Source organism: Paraburkholderia sp. HC6.4b (assembly GCF_014200875.1).
GTDB classification, from domain to species: Bacteria; Pseudomonadota; Gammaproteobacteria; order Burkholderiales; family Burkholderiaceae; genus Paraburkholderia; species Paraburkholderia tuberum.
Map to the genome: position 1 here is coordinate 170,196 of NZ_JACHDC010000003.1, position 23,313 is coordinate 193,508.

The window sequence follows — 23,313 nt, forward strand, 5'->3', positions numbered from 1 at the left end:
ACACGAACCAATCACAAAACGGCCCTCCGGCCGTTTTGTGATTCACGCTCGCAACCCGTGGCGCAACGGTTGCTCAGCGTGCCGGTATCAAGCGCTGCACGACCCAGCCGCCGAACACGTTGACCGCGAGCCCCGCCATCACGAGCAACGCGCCCGCCACCTGCATCGCAGACAGTTGCTCGCCGAGCAGCCACGACGCCGACGCGAGTCCGACGATTGGCACCAGCAGCGAGAACGGCGCGACCTGGCTCGCCGGATAGCGCGACAGCAGACGGCTCCACAAGCCATAGCCGACCAGCGTCGCGATAAACGCCAGATAGACGATCGCGAAGATCGACAGCGCGCTGATACCAGTCAACGCGGCGGCGATCTCGCGGGGCCCTTCGAACACGAACGACGCCGCGAAAAACGGCAGCGGCGGAATCAGGCTCCCCCACACGACGAGTCCGACCAGATCGACCTTGCCGACCTTCTTCGTCACGATGTTGCCGAGTGCCCACATGCACGCGGCGCACAGCGTCAGCAGGAAACCAGCGACGGACATCGTGTGGCCGCCTTGCAGGCCGATCACCGCGAGCCCCGCCGCGGCGATCAGCAGACCCGCGACGTTCGGCAAACGGAAGCGCTCGTGCAGAAACAGCGCCGCGAAGATCAGCGTGAAAAACGCCTGCGCCTGAAGCACCAGCGATGCAAGCCCCGCCGGCATGCCGACGTACATCGCCGAGAACAGGAACGCGAATTGCCCGAACGAGATCGTCGCGCCGTAGGCGAACAGCCACCGCCACGGCATCTGCGGCCGCTTGACGAAAAACACCGCCGGGACCGCAGCGAGCGTAAAGCGCAGCGCGCCGAGCAGCATCGGCGGCACGCCGTGCAGGCCGACCTTGATCACGACGAAATTGACGCCCCACGCGAGCACGACGATCAGCGCGAGCAGCAAGTCCCTGGGCGACATCCGGGTCTCCAAAGAAATGGTTCGATCTGGCAGTGTAACGGAGGCCGCAAATTCGCTTCGTTGCGCCCGCTCGTGGCGAGCGTGCGCCGTTGCCGTCGGCAGCGCGCGACGCGCAGTAGAATCGACCATTCGAGTCTTCTCCTTCACTTTCCCGTCGAGCTTGCCCATGACTTCCTCGATCAAAGCCGTCCTCAAACCGCACTTACGCGACATCGGCAATCTGACCGTGCGGCGTGTCCTGCCTGCGATGGCGGCGCGCCTCGTCGGCCCGTTCATTTTCTTCGACCACATGGGCCCCGCGACCCTCGAACCCGGCAGCGGCCTCGACGTGCGCCCGCATCCGCATATCGGCCTCGCGACCGTCACCTATCTGTTCGACGGCGCGATCATGCATCGCGACAGCCTCGGCTCCGAGCAGAAGATCGTCCCCGGCGACGTCAACTGGATGACGGCCGGGCGCGGCATCGTCCATTCGGAGCGAACGCCGCCGGAAGACCGCGCGCGCGGCCAGACGATTCACGGCATCCAGACCTGGGTCGCGCTGCCGCTCGCCGATGAAGACGCCGAACCGTCGTTCGCGCATCACGCGGCGGCGACCTTGCCGGTCGTCGAGCGCAACGGCGTGACGCTGCGCGTGATCGCGGGCACCGCGTTCGGCGCGGTGTCGCCGGTCGCGACGTTTTCGGGCACGCTGTACGTCGCCGCCGACTTCACGCCGGGCAGCGCGTTCGCGCTCGAACCGGAGCACGAGGAGCGCGGTGTATATCTGGTGGAAGGCGATCTGGAGATCGACGGCACGCCGCTCGAAGCGGGCCAGATGGCCGTGCTCGCGCTCGACGAAACCGTCACGCTCGCCAGCACGCACGGCGCGCGCGCGATGCTGCTCGGCGGCGAGAAGCTCGACGGCGAGCGCTTCATCGAATGGAATTTCGTCGCGAGCTCGCGCGAGAAGATCGAAGCCGCGAAGCTCGCGTGGACCAATCAGGAAATGGGCCACGTGCCCGGCGAAACCGAATGGATTCCGCTGCCGCAGCGCAAGTGACGGCGCCGGGCCACGCGCCAGGGTGGGCATTGAATTCGTGCGATTCGGCCCCAGCTAGCCACAAACCGTTTCTATCGACGAGGACGCAATGGACACCACTCTGGCCACTTTCGAACAGGACGTCATCAAGGCGTCGATGCTGGCCCCCGTGCTGGTCGATTTCTGGGCGCCGTGGTGCGGCCCCTGCAAGAGTCTCGGCCCGATGCTCGAAAAGCTCGAAGCCGAAGCCGCCGGCAAATGGAAGCTCGTGAAGGTCAACGTGGACGAGAACCACGAGCTGGCCGCGCACTTCCAGGTGCGCAGCATTCCGCACGTGATCGCGTTCGCCGACGGCCAGGCCGTCGATCAGTTCGTCGGCGTGCTGACGGAAGGACAGCTGCGCGAGTTCCTCGACCGGCTCGTGCCGCAAGGGGCGCCGGCCGCGCGCATCGAAGCGCAGACCGCGCTCGCCGAAGGCCGCCGCGACGACGCCTACGACCTGCTGCAAGCGGCGCTCGCTTACGACCCGGGCTTCGACGACGCGCGCATGGACCGCATCGAGTTACTGCTCGAAGACAACCGCATCGATGAGGCCCGCAACGAAGTCGATCTGCTGTCGCCGAAAACCACGCAAGGCATCGACGCGCGTTTCAACGCGATCAAGACTCGGCTCGACGCGGTGGACGCCGCCGCGGACCTGCCGCCCACCGATGCGCTCGAAGCGCGCGTCGCCGGCCACCCCGACGATCTCGAAGCACGCTTCGATCTTGCGAATGCGTTTATCGCGCGACGCAAATACGCGCAGGCGCTCGAACATCTGCTCGCGATCGTGCAACGCGACCGCGCGTTCCGCGACGATATCGGCCGCAAGACGATGTTGTCGGTGTTCGATCTGGCCGCACATCAGCCGGAGCTGGTGTCGCAGTGGCGGCGCAGGCTGAGCGCGTCGTTGTATTGATCGATTGTGATGTTTTGCCCGATGGCAGCCTGGGTCAGCGCGGTTGAAACCGCCGCCCGGGCTGCCACCTAAACCGTCGCCTTCTTCGCCAGCTCCCGCAACACGTACGCCGCGGCCGCAAAACCAAAGCTCGCGGTCACGCACACGCTGGAGCCAAACCCCGCGCAGTTCAAGCCGACCGGCCCCGTATGTCCCGGCGACGTGCTCACGTGTTCGGCTTCTTCATCGATATCGCAGACGGCCGCTTCCGGATAGATCAGCGGCTCGTCGGAATACACGGCGTTCACCTTGAACTTCGCCTTCGGCCCGCGCGGAAAGCCATGCTGCTTGCGCAACTGCCCGCGCACCTTCGACAGCAGCGGGTCCTGGATCGTCAGCGCGAGATCGTCGATGCGGATCCGCGTCGGGTCGAGCTGACCGCCCGCGCCGCCGACCGTGATCAGCGGCTGGTTGCGCTCGACGCACCATGCGATCAGCGCGGTCTTCGTGCGCACGCTGTCGATCGCGTCGATCACATAGTCGAAGCCGCCGCCGAGCGTGGCCGCGAAATTGTCCGGCTCGACGAAGTCCTCGATCAGCCGCACCTCGCAGTACGGATTGATTGCCGCGATGCGTTCGGCCATCGCTTCGACCTTCGGTTTTCCGTAGTTGCCGTCGAGCGCGTGAATCTGCCGGTTCGTGTTGCTTTCCGCGACGTTGTCGAGATCGATCAGCGTCAGCGTGCCGAGCGCGCTGCGCGCAAACGCCTCCGCGACCCACGACCCCACCCCGCCGATGCCGATCACCGCGACGTGCGCACCCTCGAATGCGGCGAGCGCGGGCGCGCCATACAGACGGGCGATGCCGCCGAAACGGCGCGCGCGGTCGGCGGTTTCGTTCGCGTCGAGGCTGGTAGTAAGATCGGATTGCGCGGCGGTGCTGGACATGATGGCAGGGCTCGAAAACACAGGCGGAACAAAGCAGGCGGCGGCGCTTTGGCAATTCGCCTGGGCAAATTGCTTTGGCAAATGGGGCGCGCAGCCCGTATTTTGCCTGAACACGTGAAAACAGCCGCGCAGGACCACGAGCAGCGACGCAATGTTGCAGACTTGCGCCGGCGCAACATGCGCCGTGCCATACGTTGCTCCGTTCGCGCGCAAAAACCTGACGCCTTAGCTATACTTGGCCCACACTGTAGCGTTCGCATAAGAACATGATCTCACTCGCCGAGCTTCGAAAAAACTACTCGCTGGGTTCACTGGACGTTGCCGACGTCAACCACGATCCGTTCCGTCAATTCGACACGTGGTTCCAGCAGGCCATCGACGCCAAGCTGCCCGAGCCGAATGCAATGACGCTGGCCACGGTCGACGCGCGCGGCCGGCCTTCGGCACGCATCGTGCTCATCAAGGGCGTCGACGAGCGCGGTTTCGTATTCTTCACCAACTATGAAAGCCGCAAGGGCCGCGAACTGAACGTGAACCCCTACGCGAGCCTGCTGTTTCACTGGATCGAACTCGAACGCCAGGTGCGCATCGAGGGCCGCGTCGTCAAAACGAGCGAGGCAGACAGTGACGCGTATTTCGCGTCCCGTCCGCTCGGCTCGCGGATCGGCGCATGGGCATCGAATCAGAGTCAGGTGATTGAAAGCCGTTCGCAGCTCGAAGTACGCGAACGCGAAATCAGCCTGCAATACGGCGAAAATCCTCCGCGTCCGCCGCACTGGGGTGGCTACCGTCTGGTGCCCGACGCGATCGAATTCTGGCAGGGGCGGCCGTCTCGGCTGCACGATCGTCTGCTTTACACGCGCGCGGAAGAAAGCGCCAACTGGCTGATCGCACGCCTGTCGCCCTGACCGGTCGACGACCGGACGAATGAGGCCGGCGGCGGCGCCAACGTAGCGGCGCGCGTCGGCGGGATTGCGTTGCGCGGCCCGCGGAATGCGCCGCGCCATGTCGCGATCCACATAGCTTTGCTTTAAATCAACGAACACGGAGAGATCACATGTTCTGGGAGAAAAAGCTGGCGCAGTGGGTTGAAGATGTCAAAACCACAGCTAACCTGCCCGCACGCCTCGTGCTGTGGGACGGTCAGCAACACGACTTCGGGCAGTTCGCCGCGCCCCGGGTCACGCTACACGTGAAGAGCGCAACCGCGCTGCCCTATCTGCTCGAACCGAGCCTCGACAATCTTGGCGAAGCCTATGTCAAAGGCAAGATCGACATCGAGGGCAAGCTGTCGGACATCATCAATATCGGCTATCAGCTCGCGCGCAGCACCGTGACGAGCGCCGGCAAGCTCGCGCGCGTGCGGCGCTACTTCAATCACTCGAAGACGTCGGATAAGAAAGCGATCCAGTATCACTACGACGTGTCGAACGAGTTCTACAGGTTGTGGCTCGACGAGAACATGGTCTACTCGTGCGCGTACTTCGAGACCGGCAGCGAAGACCTCGCGACCGCGCAGCTGAAGAAAATCGATCACATTCTGACCAAAATCCAGCTGCAGCCCGGGCAGCGTCTGCTCGACATCGGCTGCGGCTGGGGCGCGCTCGTGCTGCGCGCCGCGCAAAAGTTCGGCGCGAAGTGCGTCGGCGTCACGCTGTCGCAGAACCAGTTCGATCTCGCCACCGCGCGCGTGAAAGCGGCGGGCCTCGAAAACCAGATCGATATCCGCCTGCAGGACTATCGCGACATCAAGGGGCAGTTCGACCGCATCACGAGCGTCGGCATGTTCGAGCACGTCGGCCGCAAGAACCTGCCCGGCTATTTCCAGAAGATGCACGATCTGCTCGCCGACGACGGCATCGCGATGAACCACGGCATCACGTCGAGCGACGCCGATAGCGGCGAAACCGCGCTCGGCGGCGGTGAGTTCATCGACCGCTTCGTGTTCCCGGACGGCGAACTGCCGCACATCAGCCTCGCGCTCGAATCGATGCAGCGCGGCGGGCTCGAACCGGTTGACGTCGAAAGCCTGCGCCGTCACTATGCGCACACGCTCGACATCTGGGCGGAAAATTTCGAAGCCCACGCAGACCAGGCGCGCAAGCTCGTCGACGACGAAAAATTCCGCATCTGGCGCGTGTATCTGGCCGGCTGCGCGTATGCGTTCGAAAACGACGACGTGTCGATTTTCCAGGTGGTGTGCCGCAAAGCCGGCCGCAGCGCGAAAACCCTGCCGTGGTCGCGCCGCTACATGTACGAAAAACCGCTGTGACCCGGCTGTGACCCGGCTGTGACCTGGTTTGTGACCGGTCGCGCCGCGGCGGCGTGCATGGAGCGCCCGCCGCGGCGCAATTCTGATGAACAGCAGGCCGAACATTGATGGACCAGAGCAGGACGAGTGACGTTGAAGAGCCGTTAAACGGCAAGGACGGCAGCGCGGACGATGCGGCGCATCAGGCCGCGCAGCAGTTCGATCTGTTCGGGATGCCGGTGGAGGCCGCGGCTGAAGCGCCGGCCATGTCCGCACGTGAAGCCGATTCGGCCGCAAGCGCTGCCGCGCAGCCAGAGCACAAGCGCACGCCGAAGACCGCAATATCCAACGCCCCCGCGTCGCTGTTCGAAGCCGACACCCCGCCCGACAGCCCCGCTCCTGAACCAGACTGCGCCCCGGTCTCCGCCGACGCCCCGAAAAAGCGCCGCAGCCGCGCCGTGCTCGCTGCACCGCCCTCGCCTGAGCTGCTCGCGCTCGCGGCGCAATTGCCGCCGCAGATCCACCTCGGCACGTCGACATGGTCGTTCCCGGGTTGGACAGGCATCGTCTACGGCGACGACTACAGCAACAGCAAACTGTCGCGCGAGGGCTTGAGTGCGTACGGCGCACATCCGCTGCTGAAGACGGTCAGCATCGACCGCTCGTTCTACCAGGCGTTGACGGTCACCGAATACCTGCGCTACGCGCAGCAGGTGCCCGAGCACTTCCGCTTCATCGTCAAGGCGCCGATGACGATCACCGACGCCACCGTGCGCGCCGAGCGCGGCGAGCCGGTGTCGCTGAACCCGTGCTTCCTGAACGCACAGATGGCGATCGACGATTTCGTCACGCCCTGCCTCGAAGGCCTCGGCGCAAAGGCCGGCGCGCTGGTGTTCCAGTTCTCGCCGCTGCCGGATCAGATGCTCGCGCAGCCGGCGGTATTCATCGAACGACTGGGGGAGTTTTTCGACGCGCTGCCCGGGCTGCCCGACGGCAGTTGCTACGCGGTCGAGATTCGCGACGCGAGCCTGCTCACGCCGCGCTTCATCCGCATGCTGAAGACGGCTGGCGTGCGCTACTGCGTCGGCGTTCATGCGCGGATGCCCGATCCGCTGCGCCAGGCCGCGGCGCTCGCGCTGCTCGATGGCGAGCCGGCCGGTCCGCTGATCGTGCGCTGGAGCCTGCACGGCGGTTTCAAGTACGAACAGGCGAAGGCGAAGTACGAGCCGTTCAACCGGCTCGTCGACGAAGATCCGGCGACGCGCGAATCGCTCGCCGAACTGGCCGCGCGTTACGCGCTCGCTGGTCAGCCGGTCGTGATCGCGGTCAACAACAAGGCGGAGGGATCGGCGCCGCTCAGCTGCGTGAAACTGGCCGAAGAAATCGTCGAAGCCTGCGTGCGTGTCACGCAGGGACGCGGCGATAACGGCGACGAGGTGCCATCGCGAGCACAGGAACCGCAGTGACGAACAGCAGCGGGCGGTCTCCCGCATCCGCCCGTTGCCGACTCCAATCCCCACGCTGCGCCGTTAACCCGCCTTGATCCGATGCGCGAACTTCTGGCGGAATTTCGCGACTTTCGGCGCTACCACGAACGAGCAGTAGCCCTGATTCGGATGCTGCGCGAAATAGTTCTGGTGGTAGGCCTCGGCGGGCCAGTAGTTGTCGCCGAGCGGCAGCACCTCGGTCACGAGCTTGCCGTCGTAGATGCGCTGTTCGCCGATCTCGCGAATCGCCTGCAGCGCGGTTTCGTGCTGCGCGTCGGAATGCGTGAAGATCACCGAGCGGTATTGCGTGCCGACGTCGTTGCCCTGCCGGTTCAGCTGGGTCGGATCGTGGATCGCGAACAAGATGTCGAGAATCTCGCGATAGCTGATCTTGGCCGGATCGAAGTCGACCTTGACCACTTCCGCGTGACCGGTGTCGCCGTCGCAGACCTGCTCGTAGCTCGGATGGCGCGCGTGACCGCCCGCATAACCCGACTCCACCGCATTGACGCCCTCGACGCCCAGATACACCGCTTCGAGGCACCAGAAACACCCACCGCCGAGCGTTGCTGTCTCGTTCATAAGCTTCACCCCAGGATCAGATTCACACAATGATCGGCAGCCGGCCTGCGTAGCGCCGCCGTATCTGCCACCGCACCCGAATATATGGCCGAACACGCGTTCTGAAAGGCGCAGTCAGGCACGAGTCAGGCACCCGTCGCGCAATGACCGCAAATCCGGCCGTGCAGATATCGAGTATAGAAACGCCGGCACGCGACGTGTGAATAACCGTGCCTCACACCCGCAAGCGCCGCGCCCGCGCCTCGATCCAGCACGATCGGCAAATTTTCGGGTGCAGCCTTTCGAGGAGATCGTCGATGCAACCGCCCGGCTGCCACGCGCCGCACGCATTGTGCTGCGGCGCGCGCGGCGATTGCAGTTAAAATTGGCGGAAATCAACGATTTTCACCATGACTTTCGAAACATCCGCTTCCCGCCGCGCGGGTATACGCTTCAATTCGCGCTTCAATTCGCGCCTTGATTCGCGCTGCAGTCGTTCTTTCACACGGCGCGCGACGGGGGCCTCGCCCCGATGAAGCGCGCGAGCCCACCCAACTTCGACCCGTCCGCGTTCAAACAGGCGCTCAGCCAGTTCGCGACCGGCGTCACCGTGATTACGACGCGCGCCGCGTCCGGCCAACTGATCGGCATCACGGCCAGTTCGTTCAACTCGGTGTCGCTCTCTCCGCCGCTCGTGCTGTGGAGTCTCGCGACGCGCTCCGCGTCGATGCCGGTGTTCCGCGCCAACAGTCACTACGTGATCAATGTGTTGGCCTCGACGCAGCTCGATCTGTGCAAGCGCTTCGCGACCGTGAAGGGCGACCGCTTCGAGGGCGTGTCGCACGCGGCGGGCGACAGCGGCATGCCGGTGCTCGACGGCGCACTCGCGTGGTTCGAATGCCATAACCGCAGCCGCTATGAGGAAGGCGACCACGTGATTTTCGTCGGCGAAGTGGAGCGCTGCGGTGTGCATGAAAATGCCGCGGACATGCTGCCGCTCGTGTTCCAGAGCGCGCAGTTCCACGGCCTGAAGCCGCTTTGAGCGGCTCGGCGCTTCCCTGGCGTCTGTAGCGCCTGTCGGTCGGACGCGTCGAAAACGGCGCGCCCCGCCCTCATCATCCTGAACGGTCGCTATGCGTGGCTCCGTGCCCGCTGTTCTTCTTCACGAGCGACACCGGCACGCCCGAATCTTCCTTCAGCGTTTCGAGCACGATGTTCGAGCGGATGTCCATCACCCCCGGCGCCTTGTACAGGCGATTGAGCACGAAGTCCGAATAGTGCTTGAGGTTGTGCGCGAGCACGCGCAGCAGATAGTGGGTTTCGCCGGTCACGACGAAAGCGCCGACCACTTCGGGCCAGTCGCGCAACGCTTCGGCAAAACTCTCGTGCCAGTTCTGCTGGTCGTTGCGCATCGATACCTGCACGAACGCTTCCAGCTCGAACCCCAAAACTTCGCGGTTCAGGCACGCTCGGTAGTGTTCGATGACGCCCTGCTCTTCCAGCAGACGCAGGCGTCGCAGACAGGCCGATGGCGAGAGCGAGATGCGCTCCGCCAAGTCGAGATTGCTGATCCGTCCTTCCTGCTGAAGCACCGTCAAGATACGGCAATCGGTGGCGTCGAGCGAGATCGCGTTCATATTCGGTCTCCCTTTCCTGTTTGACTCAAATTATGTTCCAAGACACGGCTGGTAAGGAGATTTTTTCGCAATCACATTTCACAGCTTGACCTCTATCATTTAGAGATCGTCACCAACCGTCGACACCCTCATGCGAGCACTCTGGGACATCACCCCCGCCGTCGATACCGCCACGCCCGTCTGGCCGGGCGACACGCCGGTCGGCATCGAGCGCGTCTGGCGCATGGAGGCTGGCTCGCCGGTCAATGTCGCGCGTCTGACGATCTCGCCGCACACCGGCGCGCATACCGACGCGCCGCTGCACTACGACGCCGACGGCGCCGCGATCGGCAACGTGCCGCTCGACGCATATCTCGGTTTATGCAGAGTGATTGACTGTATCGGCGCGTTGCCTGTTGTGACGCCACAACATCTGGCCGGCTCGCTCGACGATTTGCCGCCGCGAGTCTTACTGCGCACTTACAGAAAAGCGCCGACGCGCGAGTGGGATAGTGCGTTCTGCGCGGTCGCGCCCGAGACCGTCGACCTGCTCGCCGCGCGCGGCGTGACGCTGCTCGGCATCGATACGCCGTCGCTCGATCCGCAGGAATCGAAGACGATGGATGCGCATCACCGCATTCGCGCGCACCGGATGGCGATTCTCGAGGGCATCGTGCTCGACGCGGTCGAACCCGGCGACTACGAGCTGATCGCGCTGCCGCTGAAGCTGACCACGCTCGACGCGAGCCCGGTGCGCGCGGTGCTGCGTGCACTGCCCGGCTCGCGCTCAGGCACGCTCCCCGGCGAGCGATCTACCCGACAACCCAACCCATCGAACCACCATGAACCATCGTGATGAAGCCGTGGCGCTCGACAGCGCCGACCCGCTCGCAGCGCTGCGCGAACAGTTCGCGCTGTCGCCGACGACCATCTATCTCGACGGCAACTCGCTCGGCGTGCCGCCGGCCGCCGCCGCGCAGCGCGCGCAGACCGTGATCGCCGCCGAATGGGGCGAAGGACTGATCCGCAGTTGGAACAATGCCGGCTGGTTTGCGCTGCCGCGCCGACTCGGCAACAAGCTCGCGCCGCTGATCGGTGCGGCCGAAGACGAAGTCGTGATTACCGACACGATCTCGATCAACCTGTTCAAACTGCTGTCGGCCGCCGTGCGGCTCGCCAATGCGCGCGATCCGAAACGTCGCGTGATCGTGTCCGAGCGCTCGAACTTCCCGAGCGATCTGTATATCGCGCAGGGCCTGATCGAGCAGCTCGATCGCGGCTACGAGCTGCGCCTCGTCGACGATCCGTCCGAACTGCCCGACGCGATCGGCGAGGACACCGCGATCGCGATGATCACGCACGTGAACTACCGCACCGGCTACATGCACGACATGGCCGCGCTGACGAAGCTGATTCACGACAGGGGCGCGCTCGCGCTGTGGGATCTCGCGCATTCGGCGGGCGCGGTGCCGGTCGATCTGAACGACGTCGGTGCCGACTACGCGGTCGGCTGCACGTACAAGTACCTGAACGGCGGTCCCGGTTCGCCCGCGTTCGTGTGGGTGCCCAGACGTCACCAGAACGAGTTTGCGCAACCGCTGTCGGGCTGGTGGGGGCATCGCGCGCCGTTCGAGATGAACCCGACGTATCAGCCCGACAACGGCGTGGGCCGCTACCTGTGCGGCACGCAGCCGATGGTGTCGATGGCGCTCGTCGAATGCGGGCTCGACGTGTTCCTGCAAACGTCTATGCAGGCGGTCCGCCAGAAGTCGCTCGCGCTGACCGATCTGTTCATCGAACTCGTCGAGACACGTTGCAGCGAATTTCCACTGAAGCTCGTGACGCCGCGTGAGCATGCGCAGCGCGGCTCGCACGCTAGCTTCGAACATCCGCACGGCTACGAGGTGATGCAGGCGCTGATCTCGCACGGCGTGATCGGCGACTATCGCGAGCCGCACGTGCTGCGCTTCGGCTTCACGCCGCTGTACACGCGCTTCGTCGACGTATGGGACGCCGTCGAAATCTTGCGCGACGTGCTCACCCGCGAGACCTGGCGGGCTCCTGAATTCGCCCAGCGCGGCGCCGTTACCTGAGGACGACAGAATGACCGATCACATGCACACGCCGGGCTTGCCAGAAGAACCGGCGGCACAAGGCTGCCCGTTCGGGCACGGACGGACGGCGTCGGCGCCGTCCGCGAGCGCGGCCGACAGCGGCTGGCACGACGCGCAGCTCGACTTCTCGGAGTCGATGAGCTACGGCGATTATCTGTCGCTCGGCACGGTGCTGGACGCGCAGCATCCGTTGTCGCCGGATCACAACGAGATGCTGTTCATCATCCAGCATCAGACGAGCGAGCTATGGATGAAGCTCGCGCTGTACGAACTGCGCGCGGCGCTCGCGGCCGTGCATCGCGACGACCTGCCGCCCGCGTTCAAGATGCTTGCGCGCGTGTCGCGAATCATGGAGCAGCTGGTGCAGGCGTGGAGCGTGCTCGCGACGATGACGCCGTCCGAATACACGGCGATGCGGCCGTACCTCGGCAGTTCGTCGGGCTTTCAGTCGTATCAGTACCGGCAGATCGAATTCCTGCTCGGCAACAAGAACGAGCAGATGCTGAAGCCGCACGCGCATCGCGCCGACGTGTACGCGCAAGTGAAGGCATCACTCGAAGCGCCGTCGTTCTACGACGAAGTGGTGAGGCTGCTCGCGCGCCGCGGCTTCAGGATTTCGCCCGCGCGGCTCGAACGCGACTGGACGAAGCCGACCGAACATGATGCATCGGTCGAAGCGGCGTGGCTCGAGGTGTATCGCAATCCGTCCGAGCATTGGGATCTGTACGAGATGGCCGAGGAACTCGTCGATCTGGAGGATGCGTTCCGCCAGTGGCGCTTCCGCCACGTGACGACGGTCGAGCGCATCATCGGCTTCAAGCAGGGCACCGGCGGCACGAGCGGCGCGCAGTATCTGCGCAAGATGCTCGACGTGGTGCTGTTTCCCGAGCTGTGGCACGTGCGGACGATGCTGTAGCGGTTAGCGCGCGTAAGGCACTTCCCGGGCAAACCTGGCATCCTGGCGGGGAACAAAGAGCAAGCCAACACTATTACGCAAGTTCGGAGTTATCCGAATCTTGAGAGATGGTCAGCATGGCAGCATCGGAACCCCATAAAAACATCAGAGTGTTTCGATATGCCCGGTGCCGATGACGACGAAGGACTGAAGGTTGTACTGAGTGCTCAGCAACTCGCGGCTGTGCTATCCGGCCAGTCGATCAATCTGAGATACGAAAATTTGTATCAATTGATTGGTGGCCGCTTCCATGAAGATTTCGACTTGTTCGGAAACACAATTGAGGAATTGGTTTTGTCTTTTACATGCGAATGCACACCGGAAGAGATTTACGCGACGGTGGCCGAGATAGACCGATTCAAGAGCGATCATGCGGGGAACCTTGACGCAGCGTTTGAGGAAAATTTTGGCTACCAGTGCGATCCGACCGTGTGGGAGCAGACCACTGAGGCTTTTCTCGACAAACTTAAGCGTCTTCTTCTGAGTGAGTAGCCCGCACTTCCTCCCACCGGACGGCCCCACACCGTCTGGTAGGGCCTCCGCGTACTTCCATTTCACCCGGCAACCGACAGTGCCTGACACCCGCTAGCGCGCGGTATAACCACCATCGATCGGCAAACACACCCCGCTGATCATCGACGCCGCGTCGCTCAACAGAAACAGAATCGGCGCGGCGACTTCCGCCGATTCGGCAAAGCGCCTGAGCGGAATCGCCTGCAAAGCGGGATCGCGTTTGACAGGATCGCTCCACGCCAGCACCGCCATCGGCGTCAGCGTGACCGTCGGGTTCACGCTGTTCACGCGAATTCCGTACGGCCCCAGCTCGATGCACAACGCGCGCGTGATCGCATCGAGCGCGGCCTTCGATGCCGAATAGCTCAGATGATCGTCGAGCGCGACGAGCGCGGCCTGGCTCGACACGTTGACGATGCTGCCCGCGCGCCCCGCGTCGAGCATGCCACGCGCGACGTGCTTCGCGACTAGCACCGCCCCGCGCGCATTCACCGCCATCACGCGATCGAAGCTTGCGGCCGTCGTTTCCACCGCGCGTTCGAGCAACGCGATGCCCGCGCAATTCACCAGACCGTCGAACGGTTCGAGCGAGGCCATTGCTTCGTCGATCACGGCTTCGTCGCTGATGTCGAGCCTCAACGTCTCGCAGCCGGTTTCCTCGGCGAGCCGCGCGAGCTCGTTCAGGTTGCGCGCGGCCGCGACGACCGACGCGCCGCTCGCGCACAGCGCCTCGACCGTCGCGCGGCCGATGCCGCTGGAGGCGCCCGTCACCAGAATCGAGCGGCCGGAAAAATCGAAAGTAGCGTTCATGATGATTGCAAGCGATGCATGACTGGCTTCAACGCCGGATAGAGGTCCGTGTACACGCCGAAGCGCTCTTTGTATAGCGCCATGCGCCGTGCCTCGGGCTGCGCGCGCTCGATCAGCGTGACCCAGCCGCCTTGCGCCGCTTCGCGCGACACGAGACCGACGCCGAGCGCGGCGAGCAGCGCGGCGCCCATCGCGGCTTCGACGTCCTGCTCGATCGTGTAGACCGGATAGCCGGTGACGTCGGCGATGATCTGCATCCACAGGTCCGAATGCGCGGCGCCGCCGACCACGATCAGCTTGTCGTCGAGCGATTGCGCGCCTTTGCGCCCCGCCTCGATGTTGTGCTTCAGCGCGAACGACACGCCTTCGAGCACCGCGCGATACAGATGCGCGCGCGTATGAAACAGCGACAGCCCGACGAACGCGCCGCTCGCTTTCGCATCCCACACCGGGCTGCGCTCGCCCATCAGATACGGCAGGAACAGCACGCCGTCGGCGCCGGCCGGCACTTGCGCGGCGCTCTCTTCGAGCAGCCGATGCGGATCGCCATGCGGTGTCGCGCGCGCGGCCTCGATCTCCGCATGACAGAACTGCTCGCGATACCAGGTGACCGACGCGCCCGCGGTAATCGCGCCGCCGAATACGTAGATGTCGTGCTGCCCGTTGAAAACGTGCGGCATGCTGATCAAACCGTGCCGTGCGTCGACACGCTGATTGATGTAACCCCAGCACATGCTGGTGCCGATCATCGCAACGTGCTGCCCCGCGCGCGTGACGCCGGCCGCGAACGTCGCCATCGCCGCATCGACGCCACCCGCGACGATCGCCGTGCCCGCGTCGAGCCCGAGCTGCGCGGTCCATTGCGACAACAGCCCGCCCACCACCTCCGACGATTCGACGAGCCGCTCCGGCATCATCGTCGCGGGAATGCCGAGCATGTCGAGCGCTTCGTCCGACCAGTCGCGCCGCGCGATATCGTAGACGCCGCCGATATTGCCGGCCGAGCTGTGATCGACGGCGACCTCGCCGGTCAGCATGTAGATCACGTATGCGTTCGGCGGCAAAAAATAGCGCGTATGCGCCCACACGTCCGGCTCGTTCTCGCGCAGCCACAGCATCTTCGTGTAACCGTAGTAGCTGTCCACTCCGTTGCCGGTGATCGTATAGAGCCGTTCGAGATCGATGTTCTCGCGCACCCAGTCGACCTGCGCGGTCGCGCGCCGGTCCATCCAGATCAGGCACGGCGCCAGCGGCCGCATGTCGTTGTCGACCGCAATGCCCGAGCCGCCGTAAAGGCTACTCACGCACAGTGCCTTGATCGCGCCCGGCGCGATGCCGGCCGCCTTCGCGTCGCCCACGCACGCGGCCACGCATTCGACCACGGCCTTCAGCCACACCGCGGGCCACTGCTCGGCCCACAATGGCTTCGGCGTATCGGGCTGATAGCTCGACGCATGCTGCGCGACGATCGCGCCTTGCTCGTCGACCAGCAGCGCCTTCGTGCTCTGCGTGCCGATATCGACGCCGATGACGTAGTTCATAGAGTCTCCGTTGAAACGCCGCGCCCCAGATTCACGCGCGCGGCTTCATCAGCACTTTGATCGAATCGAGCGAGTTCGCGATCCTGATCGCTTCGTCCCATTCTTCCAACGAAAAGCCGTGCGTGACGATGCCCTTCGACGTGACGAGCCCGCGCGCGAGCAGATCGATTGCGATCGGATAGCAATAGGGCCCAAGATGCGCGCCGCGCACGTCGAGTTCCTTGCGATCGCCGATCACCGACCAGTCGAGCGTCGTATCCGCGCCGAACACCGAGAATTCGACGAAGCGCCCGAGCTTGCGGATCAGGTCCATCCCCTGATTCACCCCGATCGGCGCACCCGTCGTTTCGATATAGACGTCGCAGCCGTAGCCGTCCGTCAGTGAATGGATGATCGCGAGCGCGTCGTCCTTCCGAGGATTGATCGTCACGTCCGCGCCATATTCGCGCGCGAGTGCGAGCCGTTCTTCGACGAGATCGATCACGACGAGCTGCTTCGGCGTCTTCAGATGCGCGACCTGCGTCATCATCAGACCGAGCGGCCCCGCGCCCGCGATCACGACCACGTCGTCGAGTTGCAGATCGCCGCGATTGACCGTGTGAATCGCACACGCGAGCGGCTCGATGATCGCGGCGTCTTCGAGCGAGATGCCGTCGGGAATCTTGTGGACGATCGCGGTCGGCGGAATGCGCATGTACTCGGCCATGCCACCGTCCGCCACCTCGCGCTGAAAGCCGAAAATGTTGTGCACTTCGCACATCCAGTACTGGCCGGATTTGCAGTAGCGGCACTTGCCGCACGGCACGATCTGCTCGGCGATCACGCGCTCGCCCTTCTGCACGCCGAAATGCTCGGCCGCGCCCTCGCCCAGTTCCTCGACATAGCCGAAGAACTCATGACCCGGAATCACCGGTGCCTTGACCCATGGGCTCGGGCCGCCCCAGAACATCTTCGCGCCCGAATGGCATTTGCAGTCGCTCGCGCAGATGCCGCACGCGGCGATGCGGATCACGAGTTCGTGCGCGCGCGCGCGTGGTTTCTGTACCTGCTCGACTCGATAGTCTTTCGGTGCATGACAGACGATGGCGGTCATGTTCTGCTGGTCGGATTGAGTCGTCATTGCATGGTCCTGCGAAAAGAGGGATGTGGGGAAGCGAGCGTTACTTTCTGCGGTCGCGGCTGATATAGATTGCGAGCAGAATGATTCCGCCCTTGATCACGTTCTGCACGTATGGATTCACGCCGACCATGTTCAGGCCGTTATTCAGGACGCCGAGTAACAGCGCGCCGATCAGCGTGCCGATGATCGAGCCGCGCCCACCGGAGATCGACGTGCCGCCCATCACGACGGCGGCGATCGCGTCGAGTTCGAAACCGACGCCCGCGTTCGGCTGGCCGCTCATCAGGCGCGCGGTCAGCACGATCGCGGCAAACGCTGACGTCAAGCCGGCGATCGTGTAGACGATCAGCTTCACGCGCGCGACGCGCACGCCGGACAATCGCGTCGCCTGCTCGTTACCGCCGATCGCATACACGTAGCGGCCAAACGGCATCCGTTCGAGCAACACCCACGCGATCAGATAGATCACCGCCATGATCACGACCGGTGCCTGGACGCCGAGAATCTTGCCGCTGCCGAAGAAGCTGACCCAGTCGGGCAGACCATCGATCGGATAGCCGCCCGTGTAGATCAGCGCGAGGCCGCGCGCGATACCCATCGTCGCGAGTGTGACGATGATCGGCGGCATGCCGGCAAACGCGACGAAAAAGCCGTTGGCCGCGCCGAAGCCGAGACCGACCGCGAGGCCGACCGCAAGCGCGGCCACCCCATTCATGCCGGCGACCATCAGGCCGGCCGACAGCGTGCCCGAGAGCGCCATCACCGAGCCGACCGACAGATCGATGCCGCCCGTCAGGATCACGCAGGTCATGCCGACCGCGATGATCGCGTTGATCGACACCTGGCGCAGCACGTTCTCGATGTTCGCGGCCGACAGAAAGCTGTCGCTCGCGAACACCATCACGATGCAGACGACCAGCAGGCCGATGAACGGATAGAACAGCGTCGAGCGCTTGAGCGCGGCCCACGTGAAGCGCACCGGCGCGCCCGGCGTGTCGCTGTTGACACTCGATGTTTTCGGCGAAGAGAAAGGATTAGGCATGTTCATGAGAGGCTCCAGCCGAACCGGCGGTCGCATAGGTCATCACGGCATTCGATTCGATCGCGTCGCCTTCGAGCAGCGCTTCGATGCGGCCCTGCCGGAATACGGCGACGCGGTCGCACATGCCGACGATCTCCGGCAACTCGGACGAGATCATGATGATCGAGTAGCCGCGCGCGGTCAGTTCGCGCATCAGCAGATAGATTTCGGCCTTCGCGCCGACGTCGATGCCGCGCGTCGGTTCGTCGAAGATCAGGATGTTGGTGTGGTGATTGAGCCAGCGCGCGATCACGACCTTCTGCTGATTGCCGCCCGACAGCGTCGCGACTTCGGTGTGCATCGTTGGGGCCTTCACGCCGACGCGCTTCATGATGTCGGCGGTCGCGCGCGCTTCGCTACGTTGGTCGATGAAGAAACGTAGCGACCGGTACTTGCCGAGGTTGTTGATCGAGATGTTCTGCTTGATCGAGAACTCGGTGATGAGCCCTTCGGTCTTGCGGCTCTCGGGCAGAATGCCGACGCCCGCGCGCAGCGCATCGGCCGGGTCGGCGAGCTTCGCGGCCGCGCCGTTGACGCGAATTTCCTTCGCGTACGCACGGTCCGCGCCGATCACCGCGAGCGCGGTCTCGGTGCGCCCCGAACCGACGAGTCCCGCGAAGCCGAGAATCTCGCCCTCGCGCAGCGTGAAGCTCAGCTCGGGGCTGTCTTTGAACAGCTGCAAGCGCACGACGTCGAGCACGACCTTCGCGTCGGCGCGCGGCGTCGGCTTCGGCGGAAAGCTGCTTTCGATGCGGCGTCCCACCATCATCTGCACGAGCCGGCTCACGTCGGATTGCGCGACCTCGGTCGTGCCGACGTACTGGCCGTCGCGCAGCACCGTGATGCGGTCGCACACCTCGAAAATCTCTTCGAGGTGGTGCGAGATGAAGATCATCGCGACGCCCTGCTGCTTCAGCTCGCGCATGATCGTGAACAGATGCGCGGCCTCGGCGGGCGTCAGCGTCGCGGTCGGTTCGTCGAGAATCAGCACGCGCGCATCGAGCGACAACGCCTTGCCGATTTCGACGAACTGCTGCTGCGCTACCGACAGTTCCCGGATCGGCACCGACAGATCGATCGCTACGCCTAGCCGCTCAAAAATCCGCGCCGCCGCGCGCCGCATGCTGCCGCGTTCGAGCAGACCGAAGCGGTTGCGCAATTCACGGCCGAGAAACATGTTCTCCACCGCGTTCAGATACGGAATCAGGCTGAACTCCTGAAACACGATACCGACGCCCGCGGCCACCGCGTCGTGATAGTTCGCGAAATGGCGTTGCTCGCCGTCGAGCGTGATCGTGCCTTCGTCGGGCTGGTAGATACCGCACAGAATCTTCATTAGCGTCGACTTGCCCGCGCCGTTCTCGCCGAGCAGCGCGTGAATCTCGCCGCGCGCGATCTCGAGGTGAATGCCTTGCAGCGCCTTCACGCCGGGAAAGCTCTTGCTGATGTTGTCGAGCTTCAGAATCGTGTCCATCGCGTGTTCCTGTGCCGCGCGCCGCCGCGCATGATCCGCACGCGCGGCAGCCTGCGCTTGCATTACCAGCTGAAGCCCTTGGCGTTGCTCTTGTCGATCATCTTCACGTCGACCGGAATCGCTTTCGGCACATTGGCGCCCCACTTCTTCGCGAGCGCGATGCCGAGCGCGATGCGCACCTGGTCGGCCGGGAATTGCGCAGACGTCTCGACGAATTTCGAATTCGGCTTCTGGATCGCGGCGATCGCTTCCGGTGCGCCGTCGACGCTCGTCAGCTTGATGTCCTTGCCCGACGATTCGATCGCCGACAGCGCGCCCATCGAGCCGCCGTCGTTCACGCTGAACACGCCCTTCAGATTCGGATGCGCCTGGATCATGTTCTCGGTGACGGACAACGCGGTCGCGCGTTCCTGCTTGCCGTTCTGCGTATCGACGAGCTTCACGCCCGGCGACTTCGCGAGCGCCGCCTTGCAGCCGCGCACGCGTTCGAGAATCGGCACGACCGGAATGCCGTCGAGAATCGCCACTTCGCCGCTGCCGCCGATCGACTTCGCGAGGTAGTCGCACGCCATCACGCCCGCGTCGTAGTTCTTCGAGCCGACGAACGAATCGACCGGACCGTTCGCGTTCGCATCGACCGCGACCACGACGACGCCCGCCTTCTTCGCCGACATGACCGCCGACTGGATGCCGGTCGAGTCGGTCGGATTGACGAGCAGGATGTCGATCTTCTTTTGCAGCATGTCTTCGACGTCGCTGACCTGCTTGCTGACGTCGTGATGCGCGTCGGTGACGATGACCGTCGCGCCAGTCGACGCGGCCGCGTCGTTCAGCGCTTTCTGCATCGTCACGAAGTACGGGTTGTTCAGTTCCTGGAACGTCATGCCGATTTTCAGCGGCGCGGCCTGCGCGGTCTGCGCGGCCGACACAGCGACTAGCGACAAACCGAACGCGAGCGCGGCGACACGGCGCGCGAACATCATCGAAGGGTTAAGCGAAAGAGTAGACGGCTTCATGGTTGTCTCCATTTTTTGAAGTGAGCACGCCCCGTCGCGCTGTGGGCGCACAGCGCGATCGATGCGTGTTGAAACGCGAGTGGAATAAAGCTGTGAACTACCGGATGGGCACTATGTGACCGGGTACGCGACGCCGCTACGCGACAAGCCCGGCGCGAGCACGATCGCCGGCGCGTTGTCGATGCCCCTGCCATGCGCGGCCGCCTGCTCGGAAGCATCGCGGCTCGCATCGTTCAGTTGCTGATAACGGCGAAACGTCGACGGCGCCATGCCCTTCATCGCAAGAAACTGCCGGTTGAAATTCGACAGGTTGTTGAAGCCCGCCTTGAAGCAGATGTCGGTCACGCTCAGTTCGCCATCGGTCAGCAACTGGCACGCGAGATTGATGCGCATGCGGTTCACGTACTGCACGAACGGCAGCCCGGTATGGCGGCGGAAATAACGCGAAAACGCGCTGACGCTCTGGCCGGCGAGTTGCGCAAGCTCCGACTCGCGCAACTCGTTCGCGAGGTTCATGCCGATATACGCGAGCACGTGATTGATGCGGGTCGCCGCGAAGCTGGTCGGATCGGCCTGATAAGCGGGACTCGCGAGTGTGTCGCGATCCGGCGCGTTGATCAGGATCTCGAGCATCGACATGAACAGCACGAGCCGGCGCAGCCCGCGCGCCGCGAGCAGTTCGAGAAAGAGCGGCTTGATCTGCGCGGATGTCTCCAGGCCGAACGACAGGCCGCGACGCGCATCGGCGAGCAGCGCCTCGACCTGACGCCACTCCGGAAAACTCTCGAGACAGTTCGATACGAACTCCTGGCCGAATTGCACGACCAGATTGCGCTGCGCGACGCTCTCGCCTTCGGGCACGTCGCTGACCCAGTTGTGCGGCAGGTTCGGCCCCATCAGCACGAGGTTGCCGGGCGCGAAGCTGCCGATGTGATCGCCGACGAACATCTTGCCGGTCGTCGCGACGATCAGATGGATTTCGTACTCCGGATGAAAGTGCCAGCGCACCGTGCGATACGGATAGCCATGCGACCACACTTTGAACGATTCGTCGTGGCGTACGGCCACGATTTCGAGATCAGGTTGCACAGTCTGCCTCCATGAAGCGGCGCGCGGGAGGCGCCGCCGATCTTGATCTTGTAAAGCGAAAAGTAACCGCCAAACGCGTTGGCGACCACTTTAAAAGAAACCGCGGACCGATACTTTTTTGTATTCGGGTTAGCCCCGACGCGTGCGCGGTCAAATTTGATGCAATGCAATATGAGCGGCGCGACTCGTTTTCTCGCCTCGGGCGCTCGTCGCTGCCGCCGGCGCATCGCCCATGCCGCGCTGCGCCATCAAAAGCCCGCCCCTTGCCTTGACTTTCGTTTCTCCGGGTACGATCATTCGCTCACATACAGAGCAAATGCTCTGCACGCACAGAACGCGCGCCGCGAGCGCCGCGGACAAGTTTTTGGAGACACAACATGAACAGCGGGCAAGACAGTGGCGCGGCCGCACACGTGATCCTGCACATCGGCGCGGGATCGTTTCATCGCGCGCATCAGGCGTGGTATCTGCACCGGCTGAACGAAGCGAGCACGGCCGGCGAGCCGCGCTGGTCGCTGAGCGTGGGCAATATCCGCGGCGACATGAACCCGGTGCTCGAAGCGCTCGCCGCGCAGAACGGCGTCTACACGCTCGAAACCGTCACGCCGCAAGGCGAGCGCGCCTACGAGACGATCCGCTCGATCGAGCGCGTGCTGCCGTGGAGCGAAAGCCTCGACGGACTGATCGACGCGGGCGCCGATCCAGCTTGCAAGATCATCGCGTTCACCGTGACCGAAGGCGGCTATTACCTCGACGAACACGACCGGCTCGACACCGCGAATGCCGATCTCGCCGCCGACCTCGCCGGCGGCCACACGACGATCTACGGCGCGCTCGCGGCGATTCTCGACGCGCGCGTGAAGCGCGGCGCGGGACCCGTCACGCTGCAGACCTGCGACAACCTGCGCAGCAACGGCGAGCGCTTTCATGCGGGCATGAGCGAGTTTCTCGAACGACGCGGCGCGAACGAACTCGCGCAATGGTTCGACGACAACACGTCATGCCCGTGTTCGATGGTCGATCGCATCACGCCGCGTCCGACGCCCGACGTGCGCGAGCGCGTGAAGGCCGCGACCGGCGTCGACGACGCGAGTCCGGTGATGGGCGAGGCGTTCATCCAGTGGGTGATCGAAGACCGCTTCATCGCGGGACGGCCCGCCTGGGAGAAGGTCGGCGCGGAACTCGTCGATTCGGTGCTGCCGTACGAGGAAGCGAAGATCCGCATTCTCAACGCGACGCATAGCTGCATCGCGTGGGCGGGCACGCTGGTCGGCCTGAACTACATCCACGAAGGCACGCTCGATGCCGACATCCGCCAGTTCGCGTATGACTACGTGACCGAGGACGTGATCCCGTGTCTGACACCGAGTCCGCTCGATCTCGAACGCTATCGCGACGTCGTGCTCGAGCGCTTCAGCAACCCGCATATCCTCGACACGAACCAGCGCGTCGCCGCCGATGGCTTCTCGAAGTTGCCCGGCTTCATCGCGCCGACACTCGCCGAATGCTTCGAGCGCGGCGTCACGCCGGCGGCGAGCGCGATGCTGCCCGCATTGTTCTTCCGCTTTCTGCAACGCTGGCACACGGGCAAGCTGCCCTACGCGTATCAGGACGGCGTGATGGAAGAGCGCGTCGCGCACGCCTTTTTCACGGCGCCCGATCCGCTGCGCGCGTTCGCGGCCGACCGGCTGCTGTGGGGCGGCATGGCGCAGACGCCCGAGCTCGAAGCGGCGCTCGCGGGCGCGCTCGCGCGGGTCGACGCATGGCTCGCCGAACGCGGCGCGACTAGCCAGGCTTAATGCGCATGACAGCGCGCGCGATGAAC

Annotated in this window: 23 protein-coding genes; 12 read left to right on the plus strand and 11 right to left on the minus strand. The window is 64.2% G+C overall.

The genetic code is table 11. The features are described from left to right. Positions 1 to 73: 73 nt before the first annotated feature. Complete coding sequence (locus tag HDG34_RS05275) at positions 74 to 955, minus strand: EamA family transporter (protein WP_184058243.1); 882 nt, start codon at positions 953 to 955, stop codon at positions 74 to 76. A 166-nt stretch (positions 956 to 1,121) separates the two neighbouring features. Here HDG34_RS05275 and HDG34_RS05280 point away from each other — a divergent pair, with 166 nt between their 5' ends. Next, positions 1,122 to 1,997, plus strand: a complete 876-nt coding sequence (locus HDG34_RS05280; RefSeq protein WP_184058245.1) for a pirin family protein — start codon at positions 1,122 to 1,124, stop codon at positions 1,995 to 1,997. An 88-nt stretch (positions 1,998 to 2,085) separates the two neighbouring features. Then, positions 2,086 to 2,934 carry a thioredoxin gene (trxA, locus tag HDG34_RS05285; RefSeq protein WP_090801643.1) on the plus strand — a complete coding sequence of 283 codons (849 nt, stop codon included), beginning with the start codon at positions 2,086 to 2,088 and terminating at the stop codon, positions 2,932 to 2,934. Positions 2,935 to 3,002: 68 nt separating this feature from the next. Here the strand turns inward: trxA and tcdA are convergent, their stop codons facing one another. Continuing rightward, positions 3,003 to 3,860, minus strand: a complete 858-nt coding sequence (gene tcdA, locus HDG34_RS05290; RefSeq protein WP_184058247.1) for a tRNA cyclic N6-threonylcarbamoyladenosine(37) synthase TcdA — start codon at positions 3,858 to 3,860, stop codon at positions 3,003 to 3,005. A gap of 266 nt (positions 3,861 to 4,126) precedes the next feature. Here tcdA and pdxH point away from each other — a divergent pair, with 266 nt between their 5' ends. The 3 genes from pdxH (at position 4,127) to HDG34_RS05305 (ending at position 7,577) form a co-directional block, all read left to right on the plus strand. Continuing rightward, a complete protein-coding gene (gene pdxH / locus HDG34_RS05295) occupies positions 4,127 to 4,768 on the plus strand; it encodes a pyridoxamine 5'-phosphate oxidase (protein WP_090801646.1) in 642 nt (213 codons plus the stop codon). Between the two features lie 149 nt (positions 4,769 to 4,917). Continuing rightward, on the plus strand, positions 4,918 to 6,132 hold the full coding sequence (locus HDG34_RS05300) for a cyclopropane-fatty-acyl-phospholipid synthase family protein (RefSeq protein ID WP_184058249.1): 1,215 nt from the start codon (positions 4,918 to 4,920) through the stop codon (positions 6,130 to 6,132). Positions 6,133 to 6,239: 107 nt separating this feature from the next. Then, positions 6,240 to 7,577 (plus strand): DUF72 domain-containing protein, encoded by a 1,338-nt coding sequence (locus HDG34_RS05305; protein WP_184058251.1) that lies wholly within the window; start codon positions 6,240 to 6,242, stop codon positions 7,575 to 7,577. A gap of 63 nt (positions 7,578 to 7,640) precedes the next feature. Here the strand turns inward: HDG34_RS05305 and msrA are convergent, their stop codons facing one another. Continuing rightward, positions 7,641 to 8,180: a peptide-methionine (S)-S-oxide reductase MsrA gene (msrA, locus tag HDG34_RS05310; RefSeq protein WP_184058253.1), complete on the minus strand. Its 540-nt coding sequence runs from the start codon at positions 8,178 to 8,180 to the stop codon at positions 7,641 to 7,643. A gap of 199 nt (positions 8,181 to 8,379) precedes the next feature. Here msrA and HDG34_RS05315 point away from each other — a divergent pair, with 199 nt between their 5' ends. Together HDG34_RS05315 and HDG34_RS05320 are read left to right on the plus strand one after the other, a co-directional pair. Then, on the plus strand, positions 8,380 to 8,640 hold the full coding sequence (locus HDG34_RS05315) for a hypothetical protein (RefSeq protein WP_184058255.1): 261 nt from the start codon (positions 8,380 to 8,382) through the stop codon (positions 8,638 to 8,640). A 51-nt stretch (positions 8,641 to 8,691) separates the two neighbouring features. After that, positions 8,692 to 9,201 carry a flavin reductase family protein gene (locus HDG34_RS05320; protein WP_090801653.1) on the plus strand — a complete coding sequence of 170 codons (510 nt, stop codon included), beginning with the start codon at positions 8,692 to 8,694 and terminating at the stop codon, positions 9,199 to 9,201. A 73-nt stretch (positions 9,202 to 9,274) separates the two neighbouring features. Here HDG34_RS05320 and HDG34_RS05325 read toward each other — a convergent pair whose 3' ends face one another. After that, on the minus strand, positions 9,275 to 9,796 hold the full coding sequence (locus tag HDG34_RS05325; protein WP_090801655.1) for an Lrp/AsnC family transcriptional regulator: 522 nt from the start codon (positions 9,794 to 9,796) through the stop codon (positions 9,275 to 9,277). A 130-nt stretch (positions 9,797 to 9,926) separates the two neighbouring features. Here HDG34_RS05325 and kynB point away from each other — a divergent pair, with 130 nt between their 5' ends. The 4 genes from kynB (at position 9,927) to HDG34_RS05345 (ending at position 13,336) form a co-directional block, all read left to right on the plus strand. Then, positions 9,927 to 10,631, plus strand: a complete 705-nt coding sequence (gene kynB / locus HDG34_RS05330; RefSeq protein WP_184058256.1) for an arylformamidase — start codon at positions 9,927 to 9,929, stop codon at positions 10,629 to 10,631. Then, positions 10,618 to 11,868: a kynureninase gene (gene kynU / locus HDG34_RS05335; RefSeq protein WP_184058258.1), complete on the plus strand. Its 1,251-nt coding sequence runs from the start codon at positions 10,618 to 10,620 to the stop codon at positions 11,866 to 11,868. Before kynB ends, kynU begins: the two co-directional genes overlap by 14 nt. A gap of 10 nt (positions 11,869 to 11,878) precedes the next feature. Continuing rightward, positions 11,879 to 12,805, plus strand: coding sequence for a tryptophan 2,3-dioxygenase (gene kynA, locus HDG34_RS05340; protein WP_184051495.1), 927 nt, complete (start codon positions 11,879 to 11,881; stop codon positions 12,803 to 12,805). A 159-nt stretch (positions 12,806 to 12,964) separates the two neighbouring features. Beyond that, positions 12,965 to 13,336, plus strand: coding sequence for a contact-dependent growth inhibition system immunity protein (locus HDG34_RS05345; protein ID WP_260321048.1), 372 nt, complete (start codon positions 12,965 to 12,967; stop codon positions 13,334 to 13,336). 93 nt (positions 13,337 to 13,429) lie between these two features. On the opposite strand, the gene HDG34_RS05350 is transcribed toward HDG34_RS05345, so the two are convergent. From HDG34_RS05350 to HDG34_RS05380, 7 genes are all read right to left on the minus strand, one after another. Beyond that, complete coding sequence (locus HDG34_RS05350; RefSeq protein ID WP_184058260.1) at positions 13,430 to 14,167, minus strand: SDR family oxidoreductase; 738 nt, start codon at positions 14,165 to 14,167, stop codon at positions 13,430 to 13,432. After that, positions 14,164 to 15,708 carry an FGGY-family carbohydrate kinase gene (locus tag HDG34_RS05355; protein WP_184058262.1) on the minus strand — a complete coding sequence of 515 codons (1,545 nt, stop codon included), beginning with the start codon at positions 15,706 to 15,708 and terminating at the stop codon, positions 14,164 to 14,166. The genes HDG34_RS05350 and HDG34_RS05355 overlap by 4 nt, the downstream gene beginning before the upstream one ends. Before the next feature lie 31 nt (positions 15,709 to 15,739). Continuing rightward, a complete protein-coding gene (locus tag HDG34_RS05360) occupies positions 15,740 to 16,828 on the minus strand; it encodes an alcohol dehydrogenase catalytic domain-containing protein (protein WP_184023044.1) in 1,089 nt (362 codons plus the stop codon). A gap of 40 nt (positions 16,829 to 16,868) precedes the next feature. Beyond that, complete coding sequence (locus tag HDG34_RS05365) at positions 16,869 to 17,876, minus strand: ABC transporter permease (protein ID WP_184058264.1); 1,008 nt, start codon at positions 17,874 to 17,876, stop codon at positions 16,869 to 16,871. Further along, on the minus strand, positions 17,863 to 19,383 hold the full coding sequence (locus HDG34_RS05370) for a sugar ABC transporter ATP-binding protein (protein ID WP_184058266.1): 1,521 nt from the start codon (positions 19,381 to 19,383) through the stop codon (positions 17,863 to 17,865). The genes HDG34_RS05365 and HDG34_RS05370 overlap by 14 nt, the downstream gene beginning before the upstream one ends. A 62-nt stretch (positions 19,384 to 19,445) precedes the next feature. Next, the gene (locus tag HDG34_RS05375; RefSeq protein WP_184051485.1) at positions 19,446 to 20,399 is read right to left on the minus strand and encodes a substrate-binding domain-containing protein; all 954 of its coding nucleotides are present in this window, start codon (positions 20,397 to 20,399) and stop codon (positions 19,446 to 19,448) included. Between the two features lie 111 nt (positions 20,400 to 20,510). After that, positions 20,511 to 21,488 (minus strand): AraC family transcriptional regulator, encoded by a 978-nt coding sequence (locus HDG34_RS05380; protein ID WP_184058268.1) that lies wholly within the window; start codon positions 21,486 to 21,488, stop codon positions 20,511 to 20,513. A gap of 377 nt (positions 21,489 to 21,865) precedes the next feature. Between HDG34_RS05380 and dalD the strand changes: the two genes are divergently transcribed. Beyond that, positions 21,866 to 23,287, plus strand: coding sequence for a D-arabinitol 4-dehydrogenase (dalD, locus tag HDG34_RS05385; protein WP_184058269.1), 1,422 nt, complete (start codon positions 21,866 to 21,868; stop codon positions 23,285 to 23,287). Positions 23,288 to 23,313: the final 26 nt, after the last annotated feature.